A 17,828-nucleotide genomic window follows, 5' to 3' on the forward strand; every position below is an offset into this window, starting at 1 on the left:
ACCTCACGTACAAGGCGCCCCGGTCGGTGATCGGCCGGGGCGCCTTGGTGTCCGGGGGCGGGCGAACCGAGCTTCAAGGGGCCAGGGGGCCGATCGGATACGCGCGGGGCGCGGTCGGCTCAGTGCGTCGTCAGTGCCGAGGGGTTCCATGGCTGCGGGCCGAGGTCGAGGGCGGCGCAGCGCCACCGTGCGTCGGCGCCGAGCTCCAGCCGGAAGGCGAGGGCCCGCAGGCGTTCACCGGCGGCGATCCGGGCGAACGCCTCGATGACGCCGCGGCGGGGCCGGCAGAGTCCGCAGTTGCGGAGTGTCGGGGCGGGGGCGCGTCGGCCGGGACCGAGGACGGGCCGCAGCGGCGCCTGAGGTGCCAGCTCGGCCAGCCGGTCGTACGCGGGCGGCAGGGCGTGTCCCAGGAGGGAGTGCACCGGGCGCTGGCCGCTGAGCGTGAGCAGCAGCTGGTGGGCGAACCAGTGGTGCGGCCGGTGCTCAAGGGCTCGGCGTTGTGCGCCGAGGGACGGCAGAGGGGCGCCGGTGGGGCTCACCGGGCCTGCTGCCGGCCGGCGGCTCGCGGCGGCCGCGCGGGCAGTCGACCGGCCGAGGGGTGGGGTGAGGAGGGGGCTGGGCTGCCTCGGAGCGGGCCGGGCCGGTGCAGAGGGCTCTTGAGCGGGGCGCTCCGGAGCGGGACGGCTCGGGGCGGGCCTGCTTCCAGGGGTGCTGCGGGTGGTGGGAGAGGGGGCGCTGGGGCGTGTGCGCGTGCGGACGGCACCGGGCGGCCGGCCGGGTCCTGAGCCGGCCGTCGGACGCCGGGTCGCGGTGGGGCGGCGTGGGCCGGGGGCGGAGGCGGGGGAGCCTGTGTCGTTGCTCGGGTTGCTCGGGTTGCTCGGGTTGCTCGGGTTGCTCGCGTCGCTGGTGTTGCCGGGGCTGTCGGGGGTGGTGGGAGCGGCGGGAGCTGGGGCCGCCTGGGCTTGCGGGTGCTCGTCCGCGGTGCCCGTGCTCGTGTCCCCGCCCGTGCCCGCGGCCCTGGCCGTGGCTGTCGGGACGCCCGTGCCCGTGCTCGTGTCCGTCGTGACGCCCGCGCCTGCCGGGACGGCCTCGCCCGTCGCGGTGCCTGCGGCAGTGGGGGCGCCCCCGCTCGTCGTGGCGTTCGTGCCTCCGTCCGTCGTGACGCCCGCGCCCCCGCCCGGCCTGGTGACGGCACCCGCTGCCGAGGCCGACCCCGGGGCTGCGGGCCGACCGGTCCGGGGCTCGGGGGACCTTCGGGGCTGGGGGACGGCTCGGGGCGCCGCTTCGTCGCTGTGGTTGCCGGACGCGGTCGGGGTGGTGGGGACCGTGCGGCCACTGGGCGCGTACGGGCTGTGAGGTGCGGTTGCGGTCGAGGCGGGTTGGGGGTGGGGCGCGGCTCCTGGGGCGCCGCGGTCGCTGGTCGGTGCGGTGCCGGGCGCCGGGACGGTGGGTTCCGCGGCGGTGGGAGCCGGTGTGGTCGTGCTGGGCATGTGATCCCCCGTGGTGCCGGGCCCGGTTGATTACCGGGCGGTAGCTTCGGTGGGAGATCTCTATCGGCGCGGCCGGGGCGTGGGCAAGGCGCGACGGGGCGCGAGCGCGTGGGTCGCAGAGTTCACCCTTCCGTGGCGCGGCCTTGGGAACACAGCGCGAAACGGGCTCGCTTTCGGCTCCGGCGGTGGGCGGTGCCGGGGACGCGATGGCGCCACGATGGGGGACTCACGCCCGTATGCTGGCGGGGCATTCTTCAGAGTCGAGCGAATTGAGCGAGAGCGACTGCCATGCGCGTCTATGTTCCCCTGACCCTTTCCGGTCTCGCAGAGGCGCACAGGAGCGGCGAGCTGGGCCCCGGCCCCCTGGACGCGTACGCCGTCACTCCGGCGCTGCGCGAGTGGTACGTCTCGGACGACATCGAGGAGCTGGAGTACGCGGCGCTGAACCGGGCCGCCCAGGCCTCGCTCCGCCGGCTCGCCGGAAACCCGCAGATCGCGCGACGACGGGTCGTGGTGGCGCTGGACGTGCCGGACGGCGCGGCGGTGGCCGACCCCGATCGCGGGCTCGACCAGTCGTCGCTCGGCGAGGTGCGGCTGGCGGGGCCGGTGCCGCTGGCGAAGGCCGCTGCCGTGCACGTGGACGCCGATGAGGCGGAGGCGGATGTCGCGGCGGCCGCCGCGGCGCTCGGCGCGGCGGACCAGGGGGACGACGACGCGCAGTTCACGGTGGACGGCGCGGAGGACCACGACCTGATGTGGTTCGGGGTGCAGGAGATTCCTCACCTGATCGGCTGAGGACCCCGGGAGCGGGCCGGCCGGGGAGCCGCGGGCCGTTGGCGGCCCGCCGGCCTCATGACCGGAGGTCGTTGCACCGCAGCCCACAGCCCACAGCCCTGGCCCCGTGACCCCGCGTGTTCCGGCCGTCCCGGGCGGTTTCTGGGCGTTGTCGGTGGGGGCAGGTATTTTTTCTGCATGGGGTCGTTCTTGGGGGTCGTATGAGGAAGCACGCGACGCATATCGTCTGGGACTGGAACGGCACGCTGTTCCACGACATCGAGGCCGTCATCGGGGCGACCAACTCGGCCTTCGCGGAGATCGGTCTCGACCCGATCACGCTGGAGCGGTACCGCGAGCTGTACTGCGTGCCCGTCCCGCGCTTCTACGAGCGGCTGATGGGCCGGATGCCGACGGAAGCCGAGTGGCTGGTGATGGACGAGGCGTTCCACCGGCACTACACCGAGCACCGTGTGGGGTGCGGGCTGGCCGAGGGCGTCGACCGTCTGCTGGAGGCGTGGCACACGGCAGGTCGCAGCCAGTCGATCCTCAGCATGTACGGCCACGACGACCTGATACCGCTGGTGCGGGGCCTGGGCATCGAGTCGTTCTTCCTGCGGGTGGAAGGCAGGACCGGACCGTCGGGCGGTAGCAAGAGCGCGCACATGGTGCGTCATCTCGCGACGCTGGAGAGCGTGGATCCGGGGCGGACGGTCGTGATCGGCGATGCGGTGGACGACGCGGTGGCCGCCCGGGACGCCGGTGCGTACGCGGTGTTGTACACCGGGGGGTCGCACAGCCGTCGCAGTCTGGAGACCGCCGGCGTGCCCGTGGTCGACAGCCTCGCCGAGGCCGTCGACGTGGCGCGCGGGACGACCTTCTAGCCGCTGCTGCGGGAGTGCGCGGGCCCCGGAAGCGGCCGACGCACAGATGACCCTGTCGGCACGTTGTCCAGACGGGCCAAGTTCGGCCAGGAGTTTTGTACACCCACGGCCCATGACGGCACCCCGGCCGAGGGCGATAGCCTTGCAGCGTGATCAGCGCGATAACCCGCGGGGGCATCGAGGCCCCTGCCGTGCGCCCGGAACACCACGGTGGCCGGGCGATCGCTGGTCCTTGCGGCACGGAGCTCATGTCGACTTTGTCAAAAATAGTCGATTACGGCACGGCCTTCTCTCATCGCGGCATAGCGTCGACAGCGACCGGACACCCCGCGTCGCGGCGGCGTTGTGCAGCTTCCACGGAGTTCTTCCACGACGTCACGCAACGGCGCGCGACAGGAGCCAGAGGACATGCAGACCAAGCTGGACGAAGCCAAGACCGAGCTGCTCGCCAAGGCGGCACGGGTCGTTGAAAGCAGCCCGGCCGGGGGATCTTCCCCGGGACGGGGTCTCGCCCCGGAGACCCTGACGGGATACCTCCAGCGCTACTACCTGCACACCGCCCCTGAGGACCTCACCGACCGCGACCCGGTCGACATCTTCGGTGCCGCGCTCTCCCACTACCGCCTCGCGGAGGACCGTCCGCAGGGCACCGCGAACGTCCGGGTGCACACCCCGACCGTCGAGGAGAACGGCTGGACCTGCAGCCACTCCGTGGTGGAGGTCGTCACCGACGACATGCCCTTCCTGGTCGACTCGGTCACCAACGAGCTCTCCCGCCAGGGCCGCGGCATCCACCTGGTGATCCACCCGCAGGTGATCGTCCGCCGCGATGTCACCGGCAAGCTCATCGAGGTCTACGACTCCACCTGCGAGGCGCACGGCAACACCGGCAAGGGCAAGGCGGCCGAGCTGCCGCACGACGCGGTCACCGAGTCGTGGATCCATGTCGAGATCGACCGGGAGACCGACCGCGAGGACCTCCAGCAGATCACCGCCGATCTGCTGCGGGTGCTGTCCGACGTCCGCGAGGCCGTCGAGGACTGGGAGAAGATGCGCGGCGCCGCGCTGCGCATCGCCGACGAGCTGCCCTCCGAGCCGACCGCCGACGACCTGCGCGACCAGGAGATCGACGAGGCCCGCGAGCTGCTGCGGTGGCTGTCGGCCGACCACTTCACCTTCCTGGGCTACCGCGAGTACGAGCTGGTCTCCGCGCCCGGTGAGGGCGGCGCCGAGGAGGACGTGCTGACCGCGGTGCCCGGTACCGGCCTGGGCATCCTGCGCGCCGACCCCTCGCACGCCGAGGACGACGGCCACCCCGTCTCGCCGTCCTTCAACCGGCTCCCGGCGGACGCCCGCGCCAAGGCCCGTGAGCACAAGCTGCTCATCCTGACCAAGGCCAACAGCCGCGCCACCGTCCACCGCCCCTCCTACCTCGACTACGTCGGGGTCAAGAAGTTCGACGCCGAGGGCAACGTCATCGGTGAGCGCCGCTTCCTGGGGCTGTTCTCCTCCGCCGCTTACACCGAGTCCGTGCGCCGGGTGCCGGTCATCCGCCGCAAGGTCGCCGAGGTCCTCGAGGGCGCGGGCTTCAGCCCGAACAGCCACGACGGCCGCGACCTGCTGCAGATCCTGGAGACCTACCCGCGCGACGAGCTGTTCCAGACCCCGGTCGACCAGCTGCGCGCCATCGCCACCAGCGTGCTCTACCTCCAGGAGCGCCGCCGGCTGCGGCTCTACCTCCGCCAGGACGAGTACGGCCGTTACTACTCCGCGCTGGTCTACCTCCCGCGCGACCGCTACACGACCGGTGTCCGGCTGCGGCTGATCGACATCCTCAAGGAGGAACTCGGCGGCACCAACGTCGACTTCACGGCGTGGAACACCGAGTCGATCCTCTCCCGGCTGCACTTCGTCATCCGCGTCGAGCCCGGTGCGTCCCTCCCTGACCTCACCGACGGCGATGTGGACCGCATCGAGTCCCGGCTGGTGGAGGCCGCCCGCTCCTGGGCCGACGGGTTCTCCGAGGCGCTCAACGCCGAGGTCGGTGAGGAGCGCGCCGCCGAGCTGGCGCGCCGCTACGGCCACGCCTTCCCCGAGGGCTACAAGGCCGACAACTCGCCGCGCAGCGCCGTCGCCGACATCCAGCACCTGGAGAAGCTCACCGGCGAGTCGGGACGCGACTTCTCGGTCAGCCTCTACGAGCCGGTCGGCGCCGGACCCGGCGAGCGCCGTTTCAAGATCTACCGCAGGGGCGAGCCGGTCTCGCTGTCGCGGGTGCTGCCGGGGCTGAACCGCCTGGGCGTCGAGGTCGTCGACGAGCGCCCGCACGAGCTGCGCTGCGCGGACGCCACCATCGCGTGGGTCTACGACTTCGGCCTGCGGATGCCGGAACACGTCAAGGGCGACGACGCCCGCGAGCGCTTCCAGGAAGCCTTCGCGGCGGTGTGGACCGGCGCGGCGGAGAGCGACAACTTCAACACGCTGGTGCTGCGGGCCGGCCTCCACTGGCGCCAGGCGATGGTGCTGCGCGCGTACGCCAAGTACCTGCGGCAGGCCGGTTCGACCTTCAGCCAGACGTACATGGAGGACACCCTCGCCAACAACGTCCACACCACCCGGCTGCTGGTCTCGCTGTTCGAGGCACGGATGTCGCCGGAGCGGCAGCGGGCCGGGACGGAGCTGACCGACGGTCTGCTGGAGGAGCTGGACGGCGCGCTGGACCAGGTCGCCTCCCTGGACGAGGACCGGATCCTGCGGTCCTTCCTGACCGTCATCAAGGCGACGCTGCGCACCAACCACTACCAGCGCGACAGTCAGGGCCGCCCGCACAGCTACCTGTCGATGAAGCTGGACCCGCAGGCCATCCCGGACCTGCCGGCGCCGCGCCCGGCGTACGAGATCTGGGTGTACTCGCCCAAGGTCGAGGGCGTCCACCTGCGGTTCGGCAAGGTGGCCCGAGGCGGTCTGCGCTGGTCGGACCGCCGCGAGGACTTCCGTACGGAGATCCTCGGCCTGGTCAAGGCGCAGATGGTAAAGAACACCGTCATCGTGCCGGTCGGCGCGAAGGGCGGCTTCGTCGGCAAGCAGCTGCCCGACCCGGCGCAGGACCGCGACGCGTGGCTGGCCGAGGGCATCGCCAGCTACAAGACCTTCATCTCCGGTCTGCTGGACATCACCGACAACCTCGTCGGCGGCGAGGTCGTGCACCCGCAGGACGTCGTCCGCCACGACGAGGACGACACCTACCTGGTCGTCGCCGCGGACAAGGGCACCGCGACGTTCTCCGACATCGCCAACGAGGTCGCCGAGTCCTACGGCTTCTGGCTGGGTGACGCGTTCGCCTCCGGCGGCAGCGCCGGATACGACCACAAGGGCATGGGCATCACCGCCCGCGGCGCCTGGGAGTCGGTCAAGCGGCACTTCCGGGAGCTGGGCCACGACACCCAAACCCAGGACTTCACCGTCGTCGGCGTCGGCGACATGTCCGGTGACGTCTTCGGCAACGGCATGCTGCTCAGCGAGCACATCCAGCTGGTCGCCGCCTTCGACCACCGGCACATCTTCCTCGACCCCAAGCCCGACGCCGCGGTCGGCTACGCCGAGCGCCGCCGGCTCTTCGAGCTGCCGCGCTCGTCGTGGGCCGACTACAACACCGACCTGCTGTCGGCCGGCGGCGGCATCCACCCGCGGTCGGCCAAGTCCATCCCGATCAACGCGCAGGTGCGGGCCGCGCTGGGCATCGAGCCCGGCGTGAAGAAGATGACGCCGGCCGATCTGATGCAGGCCATCCTCAAGGCGCCGGTCGATCTGCTGTGGAACGGCGGCATCGGCACCTACGTGAAGTCCTCGGCGGAGTCCAACGCCGATGTCGGCGACAAGTCCAACGACGCGATCCGGGTCAACGGCGAGGACCTGCGGGTCAAGGCCGTCGGCGAGGGCGGCAACCTCGGCCTGACCCAGCTGGGCCGGATCGAGTTCGCCCTGGCCGGCGGGAAGATCAACAACGACGCGATCGACAACAGCGCCGGTGTGGACACCTCCGACCACGAGGTCAACATCAAGATCCTGCTCAACTCGGTGGTCTCCGACGGCGACATGACGGTCAAGCAGCGCAACAAGCTGCTGGCCGAGATGACCGACGAGGTCGGCGCGCTGGTGCTGCGCAACAACTACGCGCAGAACACCGCGCTGGCGCTGGCGCAGGCCCAGTCCTCCAGCATGCTGCACGCCCAGCAGCGCTTCATGCGCCGTCTGGTGCGCGACGGTCACCTCGACCGGGCGCTGGAGTTCCTGCCCACCGACCGGCAGATCCGCGACCGGTTGAACACCGGGCGCGGGCTGACCCAGCCCGAGACCGCGGTGCTGCTGGCGTACACGAAGATCACGGTCGCCGACGCGCTGATCCACACCGGTCTGCCGGACGACCCCTACCTCCAGCGGCTGTTGCACGCCTACTTCCCGTCCGCGCTGCACGACCGCTTCCCCGAGCAGGTCGACGCCCACGCGCTGCGCCGCGAGATCGTCACGACGGTGCTGGTCAACGACACCGTGAACACCGGCGGTACGAGCTTCCTGCACCGCATGCGGGAGGAGACCGGCGCCTCCCTCGAAGAGGTCGTGCGCGCGCACACCGCGGCGCGGGCGATCTTCTCCCTGGGCCAGGTCTGGGACGACGTCGAGGCGCTGGACAACATCGTCGCGGCCGATGTGCAGACCCGCATCCGGCTGCACTCGCGCCGCCTGGTCGAGCGGGGCACCCGCTGGCTGCTCAACAACCGGCCGCAGCCGCTGGAGCTCTCGGAGACCATCGACTTCTTCGCGGAGCGGGTCGCCGGGGTCTGGACGGCGCTGCCGAAGCTGCTGCAGGGCAGTGACCAGGAGTGGTACCAGACGATCCTGGCGGAGCTGACCGACGCGGGCGTGCCCGAGCAGCTGGCCGTCCGGGTGTCGGGCTTCTCCTCGGTCTTCCCGGCGCTGGACATCGTCGCCATCGCCGACCGCATCGGCAAGGAGCCGCTGGACGTCGCCGAGGTCTACTACGACCTGGGTGACCGGCTGCGCATCAACCAGCTCCTCGACCGGATCCTGGAGCTGCCGCGCGACGACCGCTGGCAGTCGATGGCCCGCGCCTCGATCCGCGAGGACCTCTTCGCGGCACACGCGGCGCTGACCGCGGACGTGCTGTCGGTGGGCAACGGCACCTCGACGCCCGAGCAGCGGTTCAAGGCGTGGGAGGAGGCCAACGCGGCCATCCTCGGCCGGGCCCGCGCCACCCTGGAGGAGATCCACGGCTCGGACGGCTTCGACCTGGCGAACCTCTCGGTCGCCATGCGGACCATGCGTACGCTGCTGCGCACGCACAGCTGACGCGCCCTGCACGGCGGAAGGCCCCGGAGCAACACGCTCCGGGGCCTTCCCCGTTGTGCGGCGCGAAAGGCCGGGGCGGGCCGTCGCCGGTTACCGGAACGCTTCGTACGCCTTGACGACCTCGTCCGTCGGGCCGTCCATCACCAACTGGCCCTTCTCCAGCCACAGCACGCGGTTGCAGGTGTCGCGGATCGACTTGTTGTTGTGGCTGACGAGGAAGACGGTGCCCGCCTCCTTGCGCAGCTCGCGGATGCGGGCCTCGGAGCGCTTCTGGAAGCTGCGGTCACCGGTGGCGAGCGCCTCGTCGATCATCAGTACGTCGTGGTTCTTCGCCGCGGCGATGGAGAACCGCAGGCGGGCGGCCATCCCGGAGGAGTAGGTGCGCATCGGCAGCGAGATGAAGTCGCCCTTCTCGTTGATGCCGGAGAAGTCGACGATGCCGGCGTAGCGCTCGCGGACCTCCTCGCGGCTCATGCCCATCGCCAGGCCGCCGAGGATGACGTTCCGCTCGCCGGTCAGGTCGTTCATCATCGCGGCGTTGACGCCCAGCAGGGAGGGCTGTCCGTGGGTGTAGACGCGGCCGCTCGCGGGCGGCAGCAGGCCCGCGATCGCGCGCAGCAGGGTGGACTTGCCGGAGCCGTTGGAGCCGATCAGTCCGATCGCCTCGCCCTTGTGGGCGACGAAGGTGACGCCCTTGACGGCATGCACCTCGCGGGTGCCGGCGGAGGTGGTGCGGCGGACGATCCGGCTCAGTGCGGAGACCGCGCTGCCACGGCCGCCGCCCGCGCCGTGCACCCTGTAGACGATGTGGACGTCGTCGGCGATGACGGTGGGGACGCGTTCGTCGGGCGTCGCCGTCGCCGTCGCCGTCGCGGTCGGGTCGGCCGGCCGGGGGGCCGTGGACCGGGGCGCATTGGGGTGTTCCTCGGTGACGGTGATGGTGTCAGCCACGGCCGTACTCCTCCTCCGCCTTCCAGAAGTAGAGATATCCGACGGTGCCGGACAGCAGGGCCCAGCCCAGGGCCAGCGGCCAGACGTGCGCCGGCAGGGTGTCGGCCCGCACGGTGTCGATCAGGGCGTAGCGCATCAGGTCGATGTAGATCAGCGCCGGATTGAGGTCCAGGAGCACCGAGATCAGGTGCGGTGCGTCGCGGGTGAAGTTCGAGATGTCGTAGAAGACGCCGGAGGCGTACATCCAGGTGCGCAGGATGAACGGCATCAGCTGGGCGGTGTCGCTGGTGCGGGCGCCGATCCGGGCCATGATCATCGCGAGTCCGGCGTTGAAGACGGACTGGAGCAGCAGGGCCGGCACCATCAGCAGCCAGTGCCAGGTCAGCGGCACTCCGCAGAGCAGCACGATGGCGCCGAGCACGCCCATCGAGAAGACCAGCTGCTGGAGCTGGATGAGGGTGTGAGCGAGGGGCAGGCAGGCGCGGGGGAAGTGCAGGGCGCGGACCAGGCCGAGGCTGCCGGAGATGGACCGGGTGCCGGCAAGCACCGTGGACTGGGTGAACGTGAAGATGAAGATGCCGGTGCACAGGAACGGGATGAAGTTCTCGATGCCGCGGCTGGTGTGCAGCAGCACGCCGAAGATCAAGTAGTAGACGCCCGCGTTGAGCAGCGGGGTCATCACCTGCCAGAGCTGGCCGAGCTTGGCGGTGGTGTACGTCGCGGTGAGCCGGGCGGTGGCGAAGGAGCCGATGAAGTGCCGGCGGGCCCAGAGGCGGCGGGTGTAGGCGGGGAGCGGGGGCCGGGCGCCGCTGACCGCCAGGCCATGGCGTTCGGCCAGCGCGCGCAGCTCCGGGTCGGGAGGTGCGCCGGGAGAGGGCGCCCGGGCGGGTGCCGGGGCCGGGGGAGCGAGGGTCTGGGGCATGGAGGCCGCTTTCGTACCTGACGACGTCGGGGCGGTGAACATGCGGAGCGAGCGACGGAACGGGTCCGTATCGTCGTGACGTCGACAGTAGAGGGGCGGTACGTCGAGACGCAACCGTAGCGTCGTGACGCTATGCTCATGGCATGGCAAAGAACGGCAGCGAGACTGACCCCGCGGCGGTGCGCCGGGCCCCGGCCGGCGCAGCCGTGCTGCGGGAGGACAAGACCGCCGCGATCCGTGCCGCGGTCTTCGAGGAGCTGGCCGCGGTCGGCTTCGCGCGGATGTCGATCGAGGGCATCGCACGGCGGGCGGGCGTCGGCAAGACCGCCGTCTACCGGCGGTGGCGCTCCAAACTGCACCTCGTCCTCGACGTGGTCTCCGCGGTGGCGGTGGCCGGTATGCCGACCCCGGACACCGGGTCGCTGCAAGGGGATGTCCGGATGCTGCTGGAGGTCGCGGTCCGCGCGCTGCGGCACCCGATGGCCGCGCAGATCATTCCCGACCTGCTGGCGGAGGCGGCGCGCAGCCCCGAACTTGCCGACGCCCTCAAGGGGGCCCTGCACGACAGCCAGGAGGGTGTGGCCACCGCGATGCTCGCCCGTGCGGCCGAACGCGGCGAGATCCCCGCGGGTGCCGACGGCCGGCTGGCACTGGACCTGCTGACCGGGCCGCTCTACTGGCGGCTGCTGGTCGTCCGCGACGAACTGCCGCCGGGCTATCTCGACGAGCTGTCAGCGGCGGTGGTCAGCGCACTCGCCAGGCCCTGACCGGGGGCGGGCTCCGGGCCGGCCGCCTGCGGCACGCGGGGTGTGACGGGCGCACTCGCGGACAGGCGGGATCTGCCGTGCCATCAAATACTGGGAGCGTGCCTCTCGTCGGAGGGCTTGCTCCGGTCCGCGCGTCGCCGCGCAACGGACCGGACGGAGCCGCTCGCGACGCGATCCCCGATGGTGGTGGCGCCCTCGGCGCCCCGGAGGAGACCCCGAGTGCAAGCGCGCCCCCCTCGCATCTCCCGCCGCCGGCTGCTCCAGGCGACCGGCGGTGGCGTGCTGGCGGCATCGGCCGGCGCGGGGGTGTGGGCATGGCTCGCACCCGAGGACCTGCTCACCCGGTCGGCCCAGGGCGCCCGTACCGGCCGGTCCGTGGCCGCCGCCCCCGACCCGGCCTTCCTGCATGTCATCGCGCACGCCGACGACGGCCTGTACTTCATGAACCCCGATCTGGAGCAGTCCGTCCGCAGCGGCGGGCGCTCGGTCACCGTCTGTCTGACGGGGGGTGAGTCCGACGGCCACAACGTCGGCGAGGAAACCCTCGACCCCGCGAGCGTCCCGCAGGACCGGGCGGCCTTCTCGCGGGCCCGTGTCAACGGGCTGCGCGCCGCGCACGCGGTGATGGCCACCGGTGCCCCGGACAGCCCCTGGGACATCGAGGCGGTATCGCTGCTGCCCGGCTTCCAGGTGGAGGTCCAGACGCTGCGGGCCGCCCCGCAGAACCAGCTGATCTTCCTGGGGCTCGTCGAGGCACGGGCCGTCTGGGCACCCCGGGCGACCAGCCTGCGTGGCCTCTGGCTCGGGGCGTCCGACACGCTCCCCACGCTGCGCGCCGCCGGCACCCCCGTGCAGTGGCCGTTCCACTACACCCGTGAACAGGTCGTCAGGACCCTGGTGGCGGTTCTGGAGCGGGTGAGCCCCTCGGTCGTGCGGACGCTGGACCCGAACGCGGTCCATGAGCCCCACCAGCCGGAGGGCGGACCCGACTTCCGTCCGGCGGGCACCGATCCCCGCCTGGCCGGCCTGCGGTATTACGACCATCAGGACCACACCGCCTCCGCCTACTTCGTGCAAGCGGCGCTGGCCCGCTACTGGGGGCGCGCACACCGCAGACCCACCCTCGTCGAGAGCTACCTCGGCTACGAGGTCGCCGCCCTGCCCGCCGGCCTGGACACCGCGGCGGCCCGCCGGAAGGGAGACCTGCTGTCGGTCTACGGCTGGGCGGACAACCGCGACTGCGGCGACCCGGCCGGCTGCGGCGACCGCAAGGTGGGCGGCTCCGCCTTCAGCGGCGGCTCCAGCGGCTGGACCCGCAGCACCAGGCTGCGCGCTCCCGGCTCCAACGCCTGGATTCGGCCCGCCCGGGACGGCCGGCTCGTGGCCTTCGCCGTGCTCGACGGCAGGGCCTGCTGCTGGACCGAGACCGCGGCGGGCAGCGGCAGTTTCGGCGGTCCTGTGACGGTGGGCGGCGAACTGCTGCAGGGTCAGATCCAGGTGGTCCGTCACCCGAACGGCACACTCCAGCTGTTCGCCTGCCGCACCGTCCTGCCGGGCCGCAACGCCGCCCACCGCCGTGAGCTGATGACCGCCCGGCAGCGCGGCACCTCGGCGGACGGCTCGCCGGCCTTCGCGCGGTGGGAGTCGCTCGGCTCCCCCGACCCGGATCCGGCCAAGTCGTTGGAGATGGGCTTCCCGGCGGCGGTGGCGGCCCGCAACGGCACGGTCCATGTCTTCGTACGGACCTGGGACGGCGGCATCGCCTGCCGCAGCGGCCCGCACGGCACGCGGTGGGGGCTGTGGCGGCGGCTGACGGGCCCGGTCGGCTCCCCGTCGGCGTCACCGCAGGTCGTCGACGGACTGGACGCCTGCCTCGACTCCAAGGGGCTGGTGCATCTGGTCGCACCGGCCCCGGGAACGGTGCACCACTGGGTGTCGAAGAAGGCCGGTGCGCTTCCGCAGCCCGCCGCCGCCACCGGCCTGCCGGAAGCGGGCGGCCCGGTCAGTGTCGTCGCGCTGGGCAATGGCGCGGTGCGGGTGACCTACCGCCGGCCGGACACCGCGCAGGTGCTGATCGCCGACTGGCGGCGCCCGGCCGGCGCGTGGCGGGTGACTGCCCGGTGCACGGTCGTGGGCGGCCACGGCCGGGTGGCCGCCGCGCCGGTCGGCCGCGGCGACCGGATGGTGCTCGCGGTGCGGGACGCCGCGGGCGAGGTGCGGGTCGCGATGGCGCAGGAGGGGCCACGGCCCTGGCAGCGGGGCAAGGTGCCGCACTCGGGCGCGGCCGGTGTCGCCGTGGATGCCGAGGGCCGCGCCGTGGTGGTGGCGCTGGGCCATGACGGCAGGTTGTACGCGGCCCGTCAGCGTGCGGCCGGGAAGAGCGGGCGTTTCGTCGGCTGGCGGGCTCAGGCCGGCTCGTCGGAGCGCGCGGCGGACGGCGGGGCGGCCTGAGGTCGCGCGTCGTCGGGGCCCTGGCCCTCGGGTGTGGGTGTTGCGCGGCGGTCCGGCAGGAGAATCCGCCGGGAGACCAGGAAGGTGACCGGGAGTGCCAGCAGCGCGGCGAGCAGCGGTGCCACCGCGCTGTTCATCCCGCACCAGCTCACCAGCACCACCAGGCCGGCGCTCTGCGCCAGGTAGTTGGTGACCTGGGTCAGCGGGAAGAGCAGGAACTTACGCCAGGTGGGGCGGGTGCGGTAGGTGAAATGGGTGTTGAGGAAGAAGGAGCCGACCAGGCTCACCAGGAAGCCGGCGGTGTACGCCGCGAAGTACGGCAGCAGGCGGTGCAGTGGGAGATAACAGGAGTAGAACGTCACGGTGTTGACGGCGCCGACGGCGGCGAAGCGGGCTGTCTGTCCCCACGGCACGGCCTGCGGAGACCACCGCATCAGCCCGCCTGGGAGGTGCTGGGCGCGGGGTGCGGCGGCGGCGCCGTACGGGCCGCGCGCGCGGCGTTCGCGAGTTCCGTCGCGGTGATGGTGGCGGTGGGGCTGCCCGCGGTGGTGGCGTCCGGCCGGATACGCGACCGCGGGGCGCCGTTGGCCTCCTTGACCAGGAAGTGCGGCCGGCGCTTGGCCTCGTAGTAGATCCGTCCGATGTACTCGCCGATCAGGCCGAGCATGACCATGTGCAGACCGCCAAGGCCCACCACGATGGCCACCAGCGTCACATAGCCCGGGGCCGTGACCCCGCCGGCGAGGGCCACACCGATGATCCACAGGGTGTAGAGCGCGGCGCAGGTGGCCAGGCTCAGACCCGCGTAGATCGCCGCCCGCAGCGGGCGGCAGTTGAAGGAGATCATGCCGTCCATGCCGTAGTTGATCAGCGAGCCGAAGCGCCACTTGGTCTCGCCGGCCTCGCGGGCGGCGTTGCGGTAGTCGAAGGTGACCGTGTCGAAACCGATCCAGGAGCACAGACCCTTGGAGAAGCGGTTGTACTCCGGCAGGGAGAGCAGCGCGTCCACGGCCTTGCGGGACAGCAGCCGGAAATCCCCTGCTCCGTCGGTGAGTTCGACATCCACCCAGGAGTTGACGGCCCGGTAGTACATCCGGGTGAGCACGGTCCGCAGCCGCTTGTCGCCGTCCCGGCTGCGCTTGGCGACGACCTGGTCGTGGCCGAGGTGGTAGAGGTCGAGCATCTTCTCGATCAGCTCGGGAGGGTGCTGGAGATCGGCGTCCATGAGGATCACCGCATCGCCGGTGGCCTCCTTGAGGCCGGCCAGCATCGCGGGTTCCTTGCCGAAGTTGCGGCTGAAGGAGAGGTAGCGGGTGGTGCCGGCGTGCTGCTGCGCGAGGCTGCGAAGCCGGACCAGGGTTCCGTCGGCACTGCCGTCGTCCACGTAACACAGCTCGTACTCCACGGCGAGTTCGCCGAGGGCCGCGCGGATGGCGTCGTCGAACCGGGATATGACGTCTTCTTCGTTGTAACAGGGAACAACGATGGAGAGCTTCATGGGACTGGCCTTTTCGCCGGGACAGGGGGCGCTTCACGCGCCGCCCCCTGAGGGCCAATTCTACTAATGTGCGCCGATGTCACTATTTGGGCGGTGCAGACGTGGTGACGCTCCGGCAGCAGGGGCCGGTGCGGCCGGCCCGGCGACACGGCGCCTGCTGACGGCCGTGCCGACGGCCACCGCGGTGAGCAGCAGCGCGCCCGCCCCGCTCACCGCCAGCCCCGCCTTCAGGCCGGGCGGAGTGTACGAGCAGGCCAATCGGGTGGCGCCGGAGCCCAGGCCGACGCTCATCAGACCGCTGAACGAGCGGGGCGCCCGGGACGGACCGCCGTCCACCGAACAGCCCCACCCCCGGGTGAGGGGTACGGCAAGCACCGCGTGTCCCGCGCTGCCGGACGGCAGCGTCGCCGTCAGCCCGTGGCCGCTGGTGCGGAACGCGACCGGGCCCTTGGCGCGCAGGGCGTCCACCGCCGCGTCCAGCTTGCGCGGCGAGACGCAGCCGACGGCGTGCTGGGGAACGTGCTGCCGGCCGAGGCCGGTGAAGCGCACCGCGACCGTGCCGTCCTGGGGCACCGTGCCCAGCGACCTGACCGGGTTGGCGGTGCGCTCGAACCAGCCCACGGCCCGGGTCCTGCTGCCCAGCCCGCCGACGTGCCCGGAGAACCACTTCGCGTACCAGACGGCGGTGCTGCCCGGGGTGCAGCGCCCGGTGAAGACGGTCCCGGCGCGGTCCGGGTCAGCGGCCGGTTTCCGTACCGCGGGCAGGATCCAGCCGCCCCGGCTGGGCACCGCGGCGTCGCCCGGCCGGGGTGTGAGGGTCGGCACCTCGTAGACGGTGGCCCCCAGCACCCGCTCCTGGCGGGCGAAGACGGTTCTCGCGCCGCGGGCGGGCGGCAGCGTGCGGCGCACGGTCAGCAGGGGAGCGGACCGCGCGTACCCGGTGGTGTACCGGCCGCCGCCCTCCGGCACCGGAGCCAGGTAGCTGCTGACGCCCATGATCGCCCGCCCCACGGGGTCCTCGAAGCTGAGCGTGTGACGTCCCTTCATGTACCAGCCGGCGCCCAGGCCGTGCAGGGTGGCGGCGGTCCCGGCGGGCACGAAGCTGCTGTAGTACGAGCCGCCCTCGCCGCCGATCAGCAGCGGGTCGTTGTTGGCGAACTCGTGCGGGCCGGGATCGGTGCGCGAGCGTGGCCAGTCGGCGCGCGCGGCCAGCCGGGCGTGGGCGGCGAGCGCCCCTCGGTCCAGCGTGGTCTTCGGCCGGAACCAGGCGATCTTGCCCCGCTGCACCGTCACCGAGAACGCCGCGTACGCGGAGCCCAGCAGGACCGTGCCGGTCAGTGCGACGGCGACGGCGGTCCGCACCCGGGTGCGGGCGGTGTGACCGCGCAGGAAGGACAGCGCCGCAAGCGCCGCCCACGCCGCGCCCCCGCCGCCGAGGACCAGGATCCAGGTGGCGGTGCCGACCGAGTTCCGGTCGCGGCAGAGCATCGCGAGGAGCGCGACCAGCGTCGCCCCTGCGGCCAGTTCTCGGGGGCGCGGGCGGTAGGCCAGGGCGAGCCAGGCGATCATCACGAGGATCGCGCTGAGCACGAAGGAGGCGCGGTACGGGCTGCCGTTGGGCAGCGCCCCGCCGTGCCAGAGCAGGATCGTCGGCTTCCACACGAACGACACGGCGACCCCCGCCGCCAGGCCGTACCAGCCGACCCGGACGCGCAGCGGCAGCGTGCGGACGAACGGGAAGGTGGCCACGAGCAGCAGCCCCAGCATCCCGATGGCGATGTTGGGCACGGGGGTGGCTTCCGCACCGCCGTGGCCGCCCGGCAGCAGCTGCGCCAACTGGTCGCGCAGCGCCGGCCGGCCGAGGAAGACCGCTTCCGGCGCCGGCTGGGCGGCCTTGCTCGCGCGGTAGGTGACGGTCATCGCGGGCGCCGCGAGCGCGATGCCCACCAGCGTGGCGCCGGCGGCCCGCAGCAGCGACCGCAGCCGGTCGCCGACCGATGTCCGGTGCGCCAGCAGCAGACGCAGGAGCAGCACCAGCGCCATGGCGAGGGTTGCCATCGCCGCCGTGTAGAAATTGCCCGCCCAGGCGAGGGCGACGAGCAGGGTGGCGGCCACCCAGCGCCGCCTGTGCAGGCACCAGTCCGCGGCGATGCCCATCAGCGGCAGCGCGACCGGCCCCCACATCCACATCGGGTCCGCGTAACCGTCGTTGAGCACCCAGCCGCACAGCCCGTAGCCCACCGCCAGCAGCGCCCGCAGAATGCCGGAGCCGGGGTGCAGCCGGGCCAGCAGGACGGTCATCAGGGCGGAGCCGAGGCCGATGCAGAACAGGGTGACGAGGAAGACGGGGAAGTCGGCCAGATGGCGGGGGAAGAGCCCGACGAGCCAGGAGAACGGGTTCATCAGGTACGTGAAGAAGTCGGCGAGGAACGGGACGCCGTAGCCGCTGCCCCAGTTGAAGAACAGGTCGCCGCTGGTTTCGCCGTGCAGCAGGTCCCACAGCCGGGCGTGGAACGGCACGAACTGGTTGCCCAGATCGTTGACGGCGCGTGAGCGGGGGTCGAAGGGGTAGCCGCCGTAAATCGCCAGGGCCAGGCAGTACGCCGCCATGGACAGCAGGGCCGCGAGCCCGGGTGCGGCCAGGCGTCTGATGGTAGGTCTCACGTCGCCGCGTTCTCCCTGCGCATCCCGAGGACCGGGCAACCTGCCGCGCCCGGACCGCCT

General features: G+C 72.3%; 11 protein-coding genes. 5 read left to right on the top strand and 6 right to left on the bottom strand.

Annotated features, from left to right (window positions below):
• Positions 1-119: 119 nt before the first annotated feature.
• Positions 120-539, bottom strand: coding sequence for an Rv3235 family protein (locus ACGFZW_RS34820; RefSeq protein WP_393897322.1), 420 nt, complete (start codon positions 537-539; stop codon positions 120-122).
• 1,239 nt (positions 540-1,778) lie between these two features.
• Here ACGFZW_RS34820 and ACGFZW_RS34825 point away from each other — a divergent pair.
• From ACGFZW_RS34825 to ACGFZW_RS34835, 3 genes are all read left to right on the top strand, one after another.
• A complete protein-coding gene (locus tag ACGFZW_RS34825) occupies positions 1,779-2,285 on the top strand; it encodes a DUF6912 family protein (protein WP_393897323.1) in 507 nt (168 codons plus the stop codon).
• Between the two features lie 200 nt (positions 2,286-2,485).
• Entirely contained in the window at positions 2,486-3,148 is a 663-nt protein-coding gene (locus ACGFZW_RS34830) for an HAD family hydrolase (protein WP_393897324.1), read from the top strand.
• A gap of 408 nt (positions 3,149-3,556) precedes the next feature.
• The gene (locus tag ACGFZW_RS34835) at positions 3,557-8,515 is read left to right on the top strand and encodes an NAD-glutamate dehydrogenase (RefSeq protein ID WP_393897325.1); all 4,959 of its coding nucleotides are present in this window, start codon (positions 3,557-3,559) and stop codon (positions 8,513-8,515) included.
• A gap of 90 nt (positions 8,516-8,605) precedes the next feature.
• Here ACGFZW_RS34835 and ACGFZW_RS34840 read toward each other — a convergent pair whose 3' ends face one another.
• Entirely contained in the window at positions 8,606-9,340 is a 735-nt protein-coding gene (locus ACGFZW_RS34840) for an ABC transporter ATP-binding protein (protein WP_393897360.1), read from the bottom strand.
• Positions 9,341-9,458: 118 nt separating this feature from the next.
• A complete protein-coding gene (locus ACGFZW_RS34845; RefSeq protein WP_393897326.1) occupies positions 9,459-10,388 on the bottom strand; it encodes an ABC transporter permease in 930 nt (309 codons plus the stop codon).
• A 143-nt stretch (positions 10,389-10,531) separates the two neighbouring features.
• Between ACGFZW_RS34845 and ACGFZW_RS34850 the strand changes: the two genes are divergently transcribed.
• Both ACGFZW_RS34850 and ACGFZW_RS34855 read left to right on the top strand, forming a co-directional pair.
• A complete protein-coding gene (locus ACGFZW_RS34850) occupies positions 10,532-11,155 on the top strand; it encodes a TetR/AcrR family transcriptional regulator (protein ID WP_393897327.1) in 624 nt (207 codons plus the stop codon).
• A 219-nt stretch (positions 11,156-11,374) separates the two neighbouring features.
• Positions 11,375-13,606: a PIG-L family deacetylase gene (locus ACGFZW_RS34855; RefSeq protein ID WP_393897328.1), complete on the top strand. Its 2,232-nt coding sequence runs from the start codon at positions 11,375-11,377 to the stop codon at positions 13,604-13,606.
• On the opposite strand, the gene ACGFZW_RS34860 is transcribed toward ACGFZW_RS34855, so the two are convergent.
• The 3 genes from ACGFZW_RS34860 to ACGFZW_RS34870 form a co-directional block, all read right to left on the bottom strand.
• Positions 13,561-14,040, bottom strand: a complete 480-nt coding sequence (locus ACGFZW_RS34860) for a GtrA family protein (protein ID WP_393897329.1) — start codon at positions 14,038-14,040, stop codon at positions 13,561-13,563. The two genes, ACGFZW_RS34855 and ACGFZW_RS34860, sit on opposite strands and share 46 nt — an antisense overlap.
• Positions 14,040-15,104 carry a glycosyltransferase family 2 protein gene (locus tag ACGFZW_RS34865; protein ID WP_393897330.1) on the bottom strand — a complete coding sequence of 355 codons (1,065 nt, stop codon included), beginning with the start codon at positions 15,102-15,104 and terminating at the stop codon, positions 14,040-14,042. The genes ACGFZW_RS34860 and ACGFZW_RS34865 overlap by 1 nt, the downstream gene beginning before the upstream one ends.
• Before the next feature lie 63 nt (positions 15,105-15,167).
• The gene (locus tag ACGFZW_RS34870) at positions 15,168-17,768 is read right to left on the bottom strand and encodes a YfhO family protein (protein WP_393897331.1); all 2,601 of its coding nucleotides are present in this window, start codon (positions 17,766-17,768) and stop codon (positions 15,168-15,170) included.
• Positions 17,769-17,828: the final 60 nt, after the last annotated feature.

Source organism: Streptomyces sp. NPDC048248, assembly GCF_043201875.1.
Lineage (GTDB): Bacteria > Actinomycetota > Actinomycetes > Streptomycetales > Streptomycetaceae > Streptomyces.

Excerpts from the sequence above, each read along its gene's own strand:
- ACGFZW_RS34825 (WP_393897323.1), top strand. The coding sequence starts at position 1,779 with ATGCGCGTCTATGTTCCCCTGACCCTTTCCGGTCTCGCAGAGGCGCAC.
- ACGFZW_RS34830 (WP_393897324.1), top strand. The coding sequence starts at position 2,486 with ATGAGGAAGCACGCGACGCATATCGTCTGGGACTGGAACGGCACGCTG.
- ACGFZW_RS34835 (WP_393897325.1), top strand. The coding sequence starts at position 3,557 with ATGCAGACCAAGCTGGACGAAGCCAAGACCGAGCTGCTCGCCAAGGCG.
- ACGFZW_RS34845 (WP_393897326.1), bottom strand. The coding sequence starts at position 10,388 with ATGCCCCAGACCCTCGCTCCCCCGGCCCCGGCACCCGCCCGGGCGCCC.
- ACGFZW_RS34850 (WP_393897327.1), top strand. The coding sequence starts at position 10,532 with ATGGCAAAGAACGGCAGCGAGACTGACCCCGCGGCGGTGCGCCGGGCC.
- ACGFZW_RS34860 (WP_393897329.1), bottom strand. The coding sequence starts at position 14,040 with ATGCGGTGGTCTCCGCAGGCCGTGCCGTGGGGACAGACAGCCCGCTTC.
- ACGFZW_RS34865 (WP_393897330.1), bottom strand. The coding sequence starts at position 15,104 with ATGAAGCTCTCCATCGTTGTTCCCTGTTACAACGAAGAAGACGTCATA.